This is a genomic window from Bacteroides sp. RTP31139st1_H2_RTP31139_211217 (assembly GCF_040227615.1).
Classification (GTDB): domain Bacteria; phylum Bacteroidota; class Bacteroidia; order Bacteroidales; family Bacteroidaceae; genus Bacteroides; species Bacteroides uniformis.
In genome coordinates this window covers 1-10,152 of record NZ_JBCNZM010000168.1, presented here as the reverse complement: position 1 = coordinate 10,152, position 10,152 = coordinate 1, and the positions used below count along the sequence as shown (strand labels likewise).

Sequence of the window (10,152 nt, the reverse complement as noted above, 5' to 3'; positions counted from 1 at the left end):
GCTCTACGAGATAAGCGTGTGTACGGTAAAATGCTTCCATGCTTTAAATTCGGTTTATCGGGCGACAAATATACGGCTTTTTTATAGATTTGCAAAGTAGAGATGGCAAAATATTATATAACTTTGCACTCTCATACAAAACGTGAGTAATTGGTTAACATTTGAAAAATGAAACTTTATGTGTTCAATCCTGATGCAGATATGGCATTGGGAAATAATGAAGAAAATTATATGGCGCCCGCTACCATCCGCCGTATGGCTGAAGACCTGGCTTTGTTACCGATTTGGTATGCCCGGCCGGATAGTGGGGTACTGGCCCCTTCCGCCTATAATGCAGATTATCTGAAACAGATGCAACAGTTGTTCCGGCTGGATGTACATTTGGTGACAGAGCCGGAGCTGCCCGATTATGCTGATGTGCGGGTAATGCCTTGGGGATGGAATCCCGCTATCCGTAAACGGATGTTGAAAGGCGGTGTTCTGGAAAGGAATCTTCCTACGCCGGATGCTTTGGATAAATATCGTATGAAGGCTGCCCGTAGTAACGCTTTGGCTTTTCGTGCACTTTTCTATTCCAATAAAATAGATTATACTTGTGGTGACGGTTGTTGCTTGGTGGAGGCTGATGGTGGAACTACGGCTATCTCTCTGGATATTATTGGTCGTTACAAAGAGGGATGTGTGTTTAAATCACTTTGGTCGGGAAGTGGGAAGGGATTGTGTTGGTGCCGTCATGGCTTTACGAAAAATGTTTCCGATTGGTGTAGTAGGGCGCTGAAAGAAAATGGAGGTTTTGTGATGGAGCCTATATTTGATAAGGTGGAAGATTTTGCCATGGAATTTTATTCGGATGGCCGGGGAAAGCTTCTTTTTGTCGGCTATTCCCGTTTTGTTACGGATGACAAGGGGGCTTATCGTGGTAATATCCTTACTTCAGATGGGCAAGTGGAGGAATGGATTCAGCAATATGTGCCCTTTGAAGCATTTGTGCGCATACGCAATATGATGCAGAAGGCATTGGAAACGGGTTATGCTACATCTTATACGGGTTTTTTGGGTGTGGACATGATGGTCTGCCGTCAGAAGGAAGGGCATCCGTATGCCATCAACCCCCATGTCGAAATAAATCTACGGATGAATATGGGAATCGTTTCCCATGTGCTTAGTGATCATTTCATTGTCCCCGGTGGGGAGGGACGTTTCTCCATCGATTGCTTTCCGACCCATGAAGCTTTGATGGAGCGGCATGAGCAGGATGCGCAAAGTTATCCGCTGGTGGTGAAGGACGGCAGGGTTGTTTCCGGCTATCTGCCTCTGGTTCCGGTCACTCCGAAGAGCCGTTACCGGGTTTTTGTCTGTGTCACTGCTGCTGAATAGCTTTGCTTTCGTTTCCGCAACGGTCTATGGCTGTCACGGCAAAATATTTTCGGGCAGTCCACGGGCGGATGGGGGCATAGGTATATTCCGTGCCTTGTACTCGTTGTGCCAGGATATTCTCCGGATTGGAGGTATCTACGGGATAGGTGTCCGAACCGTAGATTACATACATCGGAACATTCCGCTTGTCATTATCCGTGGCGGGTTGCCAGCTTAGTTTCCAATAGCCGTTTTCCGGTGTTTCCACCGTGAGTCCGGCGGGAGGTGTAGGAGCTACATTGTCTATCCACGGCATGGCGGGCTGCAGGGCCGGGGCGGTATAGAAGTCTTCTTCCAGCGCATCATAAAGCCCTTGCGTATTGTCCATCAGATACTTCACGCGGTAGTGTGCCTCGCCCGCCAGACCGTGGGCGCGGATAAAGTGCATCTGCCGTTCAATCTCGTCCAGCGTCCAGTTCCCTTCGCTGGGGTCGAGGAAGTAGATGCCCAGACCGGGAATGATTTGGCGTCCGTTACTTTGTTCCTGCCAGTCGAGGGCAAAGGGATAGAAATGATTGCCGCGGAAATAGAGCATCGGATAAATCTGGTCTTGGATGCCCTCGCCCAGCCAACCCTGCACGTCTTGATAGACGGTGTGGAAGGCATTCCAGCCACGGGAGGGGTAGCGGGAAGTGTCTTTGTATTTTCCTACCGGGCAGGTGCTGACCTTTACCCAGGGTTTCATGGCTTTTACACCTTTATATATATAGCGTACTATTTCCGTCAGGTTGTCTCTGCGCCATTGGGCAAGGCTGCGTCCTTTGCTGTATTTGCGGTAGTCGTAGCTGTCGGGAAAACGGGGGGCGTTTTCCGGATAGCGCAGGTAGTCGAAGTGTATCCCGTCTACATCGTAGCGTTCCACCACTTCGCGGACAAGGCTCATCAGGTACTCTTTGGTTTGCGGATGTCCGGGATTCAGGAAGTATTCGCGTTTGTAGGGTACGCAGATGGCGCGTTTCTTTTTGGTGACGGACTCTTTACCGAGGGCGGCTACATGCTTGCGGTTGCCCAGAGGGATGGTCACCATCCAGGCATGGCACTCCATACCGCGCTTGTGGCATTCGGCTATGGCAAAAGCCAGCGGATCGTAGCCGGGGTCGCCGCCCACCTTTCCGGTCAGTATGGAGTTGTAGGGCTCGATGGCTGATTTGTAGAGGACATCTCCCCGTGTACGGGTCTGGAACAGTACTGTGTTGAAATTGGCGGCTTTCAGTCTGTCCAATATTTCAATCAGTTCGGCCTGTTGCTTGCGGATGCCTTCGGGCGAAGTGGCGCGTGTCTGCGGCCAGTCCAGGCCATAGACGGCGGTTATCCAGGCGGCACGCACTTCATGCTTGGGCGGTTGCGCAGCCAGTGGCAGCAAGACGGCCATATATAGTAAAATGGAAATAATTCGTTTCATTTTTCTCTTTTCTTCTTTATTTCTGTCATATTTCTCGGCGAAGATAAGCAAAACACCCGATTATTTTGTGCTGTTTACTTGGAAACTGTTACATTTGCATACATTAAAGATATTAACACGCCATGATTACATTTACGCTTTGCCTGCTGGCGTTGATAGCCGGCTATTTTATCTACGGACGCTTCATAGAACGCGTCTTTGGTCCCGATGACCGCAAAACACCCGCCCTTACCAAAGCCGATGGTGTGGATTACATTCCACTGCCTACTTGGAAAATCTTTATGATACAGTTTCTCAATATTGCCGGGTTGGGACCTATCTTCGGTGCCATCATGGGAGCCAAGTTCGGTACGGCATCCTATCTGTGGATTGTACTTGGCAGTATCTTTGCCGGTGCAGTGCACGACTATCTTGCCGGTATGCTCTCCTTGCGGCATGACGGGGAAAGCTTGCCGGAAATCATCGGACGCTATCTGGGGCTGACCACCAAGCAGGTGATGCGCGGCTTTACCGTCATCCTGATGATATTGGTGGGAGCTGTCTTTGTGGCAGGGCCGGCCGGACTGCTTGCCAAGTTGACCCCCGACAGCTTGGATACCACCTTCTGGATTATTGTAGTATTTGCTTATTATATTCTGGCTACCTTGTTGCCAGTAGATAAGATTATCGGCAAGATATATCCGTTGTTTGCCATAGCCTTGCTGTTTATGGCTGTCGGTATTTTGGTGATGCTCTATGTCAACCATCCCGAGTTGCCTGAAATATGGAACGGCTTGCAGAATACACATCCCAATGCGGCTTTGTTGCCTATCTTCCCTATTATGTTTGTCAGTATAGCTTGTGGTGCAATCAGTGGCTTTCATGCTACTCAAAGCCCTCTCATGGCACGCTGCATGACAAGTGAACGCCACGGACGTCCCGTCTTCTACGGAGCCATGATAACCGAAGGCATTGTAGCTTTGATTTGGGCTGCCGCCGCCACTTACTTTTTCCATCAGAATGGCATGGAAGAGACGAATGCCTCCATTATTGTAGATGCCATTACAAAAGACTGGCTGGGCGCCGTAGGTGGAGTATTGGCTATTCTGGGTGTCATTGCCGCCCCTATTACCAGTGGTGATACGGCTTTCCGTTCGGCACGTCTTATCGTGGCTGATTTCTTGGGAATGGAACAAAAATCCATGCGTAGTCGTTTATATATCTGCATACCGATGTTCCTGGTGGCCATCGGGTTGTTGCTTTACAGCCTGCGCGACAAGGATGGCTTTGATATGATTTGGCGCTATTTTGCTTGGGCCAACCAGACTTTGTCTGTTTTCACCTTGTGGGCAATTACCGTTTATCTGGTGCGTGAGAAAAAAGGGCATTATTTTTATATCACCTATTTTCCCGCATTGTTCATGACGGCTGTATGCACCACTTATATTTGCATTGCTCCCGAAGGACTCGGACTTCAGCCGCAGTATGCGCTGCCGATAGCTCTTCTGGCTGCTGTATTGGCCGGCTTCTGGTTTAATATCTGGTATTTCAAGACGACTAAAAAACTTTGGTAATGAAAAAAATAAAGAAATCTACCGGGCTTACGTTGGCCCTGCTTATTTACGTTTCTGCTACTGCCGCTTATTTCCTTCCCCGCAATACGGAAATCAGCGATACTGAGAAGTATGTCACTGTAGCTGCCTCGTATCTCATTGTATTTGTGTTGTGGCTGGTACTTCGTAAGAAGGAGGCGCTACAACGCAAACGATTCGAAGAAGACAATAAACAACATTGATTATTCACTCAAAAAACAGAACAAGATGAAAAAACTGGCATTATTCGTTTGCTTGCTTGTTGTCACAGTGGCAGCTCAGGCACAGTTTGAAAAAGGTAAGTGGATTTTGAATCCGTCCATCACCGGTTTGGAATTCTCTCATGACACGGGAACCGACAAGACAAGTTTCGGGCTTGAAGCCAAAGGAGGTGCTTTCCTGCTCGACAATGTGGCTTTGCTGGTGCATGCCGGAGCTGCTTGGAATTCCGGAGGGTCTGACCTCGATGTCTATACGTTGGGTGTAGGCGGACGTTATTATTTCGACAAGATTGGCGTGTATCTGGGTGCCGATGTCAATGTAGACCGTTGGGACTGGGGACATGATTTGGATGATACCAAGTTCTCTTTCGGTCTGGAAGCCGGTTATGCTTTTTTCCTGACGCGTACGGTGACCATCGAACCTGCCGCTTACTGGAATATTAACGACGACCGTTCTAAATTCGGCCTGAAGGTAGGTTTCGGATTCTATTTCTAATCTCATTTTGCTACTCCTCCACAGAGTTTGTTTTTGCAAAACATCTGTCATGCTATCACGCGAGGGGGGATTCGTCTGACTACAAATGGCTTGTCGCGTGATAGATGGGTGTGATAGATAAATATTCTTACAAGTATCTGTCACGCCCATTTTCGTTCCCATTCCGATTGTATTGCATACGTCTTTCATTGATGTTATTATCTTAGTTATCAGCTCTTTCTTACTGCAAAGTCCTGCAAACTTTTTGCAGTGCCACTGCAAAGGTGTTGCAGCGTCACTGCAAAGGTGTTGCAGCATCACTGCAAAGGTGTTGCAGTATCACTGCAAAAGGAATGCAGTAACTTTGCAGTGGCGATACAGTACCGATTTAGCCGTTATCTTTCCTATTCTCATGCCGCTATTGCATGTATTCCTTCTATAGTCTTACGAAATTAGGAGTTTTCTTTTTGATTGTGATTGCAGGAATGAGTATATTTGTATCTGATGCTATGAACTTGAAATACAAAATGCCATGAACAGAGTTTGTTTTCTCCTATTGCTTTGCTGCTTGTCATCTTGCCGAATGAATAAAACGGAACGTATGGAAACGCTTGAAGATTCCGTAGGTACAGTAAGGATAGACCAAGGGATGGGAGAAAAAACTGTGAGCGATAGCCTTAAGATAGGGATTGCGGATGATGGTGACTGCTTGCAAAGGCAATTGCTTGCTATTCACGAAGAACTGAGAAAAAGATTGAATAATACACCATATACACACATTCAGAGGAATGTGACCGGATATGGGGTGGGATTGCATTGCATCGATATAGATTTGATGGTGAATACTCCCGAGCGGCGGAAAGAGTTCCGGGAGAAAATAATGGACTCCCCCGTTTTCTGTTTTCATGGTGTAGAAGTCCCCGTCATCAACGAGAGAGTAGGCAGGAATCATATTCGTGGCATCCATATCCGTCCCGAATATCCGGTCTTTTCAACGAAAGCGGCTCAGGCGACATTCATCCTCAGCAATCACAGCGGCGGAGATTTGACCTGCGGCGAGCATTACTACCTGACGTTCGAAGACGAAAAAGGTACCTGGCGGGAATTGCCGATAAACGCTGCCTTTTGGGACATCGCCTATGTGCTGCGGGATGGGGAGGAAAGGGTTATGAAAGCCTCCCTTTATCCGGATGTGCATCCCAACAAGCCGGGACGCTACCGTTACTTTTATGAGATAACCATCAGGAGGAAACCTGTCTTGATGATGGCTGAGTTCAGACTGACGGACAATGAGGAAGAATGGAGAACGGCGGAAAAGACATCTCTTCCCCCTTATGTTTCGGATGCAGGGAAGGGCGGGAGCCCACAATTGATAACGGAAGAGCCAATGGAAGAACCGGTCTATAAAGTAGTGGAAGTGATGCCCGAGTTTCCGGGAGGTATGAAAGCCTTAATGGATTTTATTCAAAAGAATATCCGTTATCCGGAAGAAGCCCGTAAGAATGGCATTCAAGGAAGAGTTGCTGTCAGCGTGGTGATTGACGAGAATGGTCGTGTGACGGACCCCGTTATTATGCGCAGCAGGTATCCTGCCCTGGATGAGGAAGCATTACGGATTGTAGAATTGATGCCACAATGGAAACCGGGGATGCAGCAGGGTAAAGCCGTGAAGGTGGAATTTACTTTTCCGGTTACTTTTAAATTGGAGTAGTAGCACCCGGTAAGATTAAACACAAAGACACGGAGGCATAGAGTTTTATTCTTTTTCCTTGAATTTAATATCTCTGTGTCTCCGTGCCTCTGTGTTCTATTTAAGGAAGCGAGGGGTGTAATTTCTCTTGCAAGAATTGTCCCGTATAACTTGCCGCACACTTCGCCACTTCCTCCGGTGTACCGGTAGCTACGATGTTTCCTCCTTTGTCCCCTCCTTCGGGCCCCAGGTCTATCACATGGTCCGCACACTTCACCACATCCAGATTATGTTCGATGATGACAATGCTGTGCCCGCGGCGTATCAGGGCATCGAAGGCTTCGAGCAGTTTCTTGATGTCATGGAAGTGTAGTCCGGTGGTCGGTTCATCGAAGATGAACATGGTCGGGTCCGCTTTCTCCTGGCTGAGGTAGAAGGCGAGTTTCACGCGCTGGTTCTCTCCACCGGAGAGGGTGGAGGAGGCTTGCCCCAGTTTGATATATCCCAAACCTACATCCTGCAAGGGTTGCAGCTTCTTCACAATCTTTTTCTGTCCGTGTTGCGTAAAGAATTCGATGGCTTGGTTTACGGTCATCTCCAATACGTCGTAGATATTCATGTCGTGGAACTTCACTTCCAGCGTGTCTGCCTTGAAGCGTTTGCCGTGGCAGGATTCGCATTCCAGTACAAGGTCTGCCATGAATTGCATTTCCACAGTGATGGTACCTTCACCCTTGCATTCTTCGCAACGGCCGCCTTCGCTGTTGAAGCTGAAGTATCCGGCACTGTATCCCATCTGCTTGGCAAGTGGTTGGTCCGCCCATAGTTTACGGATTTCATCGTAGGCCTTGATGTAGGTCACGGGGTTACTTCTCGATGACTTCCCGATAGGATTCTGGTCAACAAACTCTACATTGCGCAGGTTCTGCAAGTCTCCTCCAATGGAAGTGAACTCGCCCGGGCGTTCGCTGCATTCGTCCAACTCGCGTTTCAGGGCGCGGTAGAAGATGTCGCGCACCAGCGTACTCTTGCCCGAACCGCTGACACCGGTCACCACGGTCATTACATTCAGCGGGAAGCGTGCCTCCACACCTTTCAGGTTGTTTTCGCGGGCCCCCTTTATTTCTATATAGTTGTTCCACGGGCGACGGTGTTCCGGCAGTGGGATTGTCTCTTCCCCCAGCAGATAGCGCACGGTATAACTGTCACTGTTTTCCTGAAGGTCTTTCATGTCTCCCTGATAGACCACCTCTCCTCCCAAGCGGCCTGCCCGGGGACCGATGTCGATGATATAGTCGGCAGCGCGGATAATCTCTTCGTCGTGTTCCACTACCACTACCGTATTGCCCAACTGTTGCAGCTGGCGGAGCACGTGTATCAGTTTGTCCGTATCGCGGCTATGCAGGCCGATGCTCGGTTCGTCAAGAATATACAGGCTGCCCACTAAGCTGCTACCCAGTGAAGTGGCAAGGTTGATTCGCTGGCTTTCACCGCCGGAGAGCGAGTTGCTGAGGCGGTTCAGCGTGAGGTATCCCAGACCGACATCCAATAGGAACTGGATGCGGCTGTTGATTTCTGTCAGGATGCGGCGGGCTATGTCGGCGTCATGCGGGTCCAGTTGCAGGTTGTCGAAGAAGAGCTTCAACTCAGTGATGGGCAAATCTACCAGTTCGGAGATGTTGCGTCCTCCCACGCGTACGTAGTTTGCTTCGGGCTTCAGGCGGGTGCCGTGGCATTTGGGGCAGAGCGTCTTTCCGCGGTAGCGTGCCAGCATCACACGGTATTGTATCTTGTACTGATTTTCCTGCACCATCTTGAAGAAGGCGTTGATGCCCTCAAAGTAGGGTGTCCCTTCCCACAGCATCCGGCGTTGCTCGTCGGTCAGTTCATAATAGGGAGTGAAGATGGGGAAGCCGGCTTTCTCGGCTCCGTGTATCACCATATCCCTCCATTCGCCCATCTTTTCGCCCCGCCAGCATACAACGGCTCCATCATAGACGGACAAGGAGCGGTCGGGTATCACGAGATGCTCGTCGATGCCGATGACTTTCCCGAATCCCTCGCATACGGGGCATGCACCGATGGGAGAGTTGAAGGAGAACATCTGGTCGTTCGGTTCTTCGAAGGTGATGCCGTCTGCCTCGAACTTGGTGCTGAAACGATAGAGGCAGGTACTCCCGTCGGGCTGGTAGAAACGCAGCAGGCAGGCACCGTCTCCTTCATACATGGCTGTTTCGGCCGAGTCGGTGAGGCGGCTGACGGAATCCTTTTCTGAAGAGGCTGTCATACGGTCAATCAACAGAAAAACTGTGTCTCCGGCTTTCGGCTTGTATTCGTCGATGCGCATCATTTCACCGTTCACTTCCAGACGGGTGAAACCTTGCTTCATGTCTATCTCCAGTTGTTGTTGCAGCGTGCGGTCTTCGCGCAGCAATATCGGGGCGAGCACGGTATACTTGGTTCCTTCCGGATATTCCAGCATGCACTTCACGATATCTTCTGCCGAGTGTTTCTTCACTTCTTGTCCGCTGACCGGGCTGAAGGTCTTACCGACACGTGCGTAGAGCAACCGCAGATATTCGTATATTTCAGTGGAGGTACCCACGGTGGACCGTGGGTTACGGCTGCTTACTTTCTGCTCAATGGCAATGGCAGGTGGAATCCCTTTGATGAAATCGCATTCAGGCTTGCTCATACGTCCCAGAAACTGGCGGGCATAACTGCTCAAGCTCTCCACGTAGCGGCGCTGCCCCTCGGCATATAATGTATCGAAAGCAAGTGAGGATTTTCCGGAACCGGACAGTCCGGTGATGACTACGAGTTTGTTACGGGGAATCTCTACGTCAATGTTCTTGAGGTTATTGACACGGGCTCCCTTTATGATAATCGATGTATTTTCTGCCATATAAAAGTCACTTATGTGATTTAGGATTTGCAAAGATAATGCAAACCGGGGTAGAATAAAACGAACCTGCTGGAAAAATCGTATCAGATAGGCAAGGTTAAGATTTGTTATACTTTAGGATGACTGCTAATTTACATTAAATAAAAGCACTAAATTCGCATCCGACTCCTTTTAATGTCCGAACATGGTAAAGCGTAATATAAAATGGCTTCTTGTTGTGCTGGTGTTAGGTTTATGCCCCTCAATCCTGCATGCCGAAGACCCTTATGGAGAGATGAAAGCTCTGGCAGATAGTGCGCAGAAAGTGTTGGGACAAGACCGATTGCCTTCCATCAATGCCCGGTGGATAAAACTTGCCCGCGAACTGAACGATACGGTACAGATTAGTGATGCCCATAACAACTTGATTTCTCATTATTATCAGTTGGGGGACATTGACCAATTGAAAGCCGCAACCTATGAATATATGGAC

7 protein-coding genes and 1 pseudogene are annotated in these 10,152 nt (G+C 49.1%); 6 read left to right on the top strand and 2 right to left on the bottom strand.

What is annotated here, in order from left to right:
- The first annotated feature begins 168 nt into the window (after positions 1 to 168).
- The gene (locus tag ABUA47_RS20205) at positions 169 to 1,377 is read left to right on the top strand and encodes a hypothetical protein (protein ID WP_347774065.1); all 1,209 of its coding nucleotides are present in this window, start codon (positions 169 to 171) and stop codon (positions 1,375 to 1,377) included.
- On the opposite strand, the gene ABUA47_RS20200 is transcribed toward ABUA47_RS20205, so the two are convergent.
- Entirely contained in the window at positions 1,361 to 2,818 is a 1,458-nt protein-coding gene (locus tag ABUA47_RS20200; protein WP_229084495.1) for a glycoside hydrolase family 10 protein, read from the bottom strand. The two genes, ABUA47_RS20205 and ABUA47_RS20200, sit on opposite strands and share 17 nt — an antisense overlap.
- Positions 2,819 to 2,940: 122 nt before the next feature.
- Here ABUA47_RS20200 and ABUA47_RS20195 point away from each other — a divergent pair, with 122 nt between their 5' ends.
- The 4 genes from ABUA47_RS20195 (at position 2,941) to ABUA47_RS20180 (ending at position 6,796) form a co-directional block, all read left to right on the top strand.
- The gene (locus ABUA47_RS20195; RefSeq protein ID WP_347774062.1) at positions 2,941 to 4,371 is read left to right on the top strand and encodes a carbon starvation protein A; all 1,431 of its coding nucleotides are present in this window, start codon (positions 2,941 to 2,943) and stop codon (positions 4,369 to 4,371) included.
- Positions 4,371 to 4,592, top strand: a complete 222-nt coding sequence (locus ABUA47_RS20190) for a hypothetical protein (protein ID WP_005826297.1) — start codon at positions 4,371 to 4,373, stop codon at positions 4,590 to 4,592. Before ABUA47_RS20195 ends, ABUA47_RS20190 begins: the two co-directional genes overlap by 1 nt.
- Positions 4,593 to 4,617: 25 nt before the next feature.
- Positions 4,618 to 5,106: an outer membrane beta-barrel protein gene (locus ABUA47_RS20185; RefSeq protein WP_117601448.1), complete on the top strand. Its 489-nt coding sequence runs from the start codon at positions 4,618 to 4,620 to the stop codon at positions 5,104 to 5,106.
- Positions 5,107 to 5,617: 511 nt separating this feature from the next.
- Positions 5,618 to 6,796 carry an energy transducer TonB gene (locus ABUA47_RS20180; protein WP_347774060.1) on the top strand — a complete coding sequence of 393 codons (1,179 nt, stop codon included), beginning with the start codon at positions 5,618 to 5,620 and terminating at the stop codon, positions 6,794 to 6,796.
- 100 nt (positions 6,797 to 6,896) lie between these two features.
- Here ABUA47_RS20180 and uvrA read toward each other — a convergent pair whose 3' ends face one another.
- On the bottom strand, positions 6,897 to 9,680 hold the full coding sequence (uvrA, locus tag ABUA47_RS20175; RefSeq protein ID WP_272195830.1) for an excinuclease ABC subunit UvrA: 2,784 nt from the start codon (positions 9,678 to 9,680) through the stop codon (positions 6,897 to 6,899).
- Between the two features lie 184 nt (positions 9,681 to 9,864).
- Here uvrA and ABUA47_RS20170 point away from each other — a divergent pair.
- A pseudogene (locus ABUA47_RS20170) lies at positions 9,865 to 10,152 on the top strand (sensor histidine kinase); the annotation flags it as partial.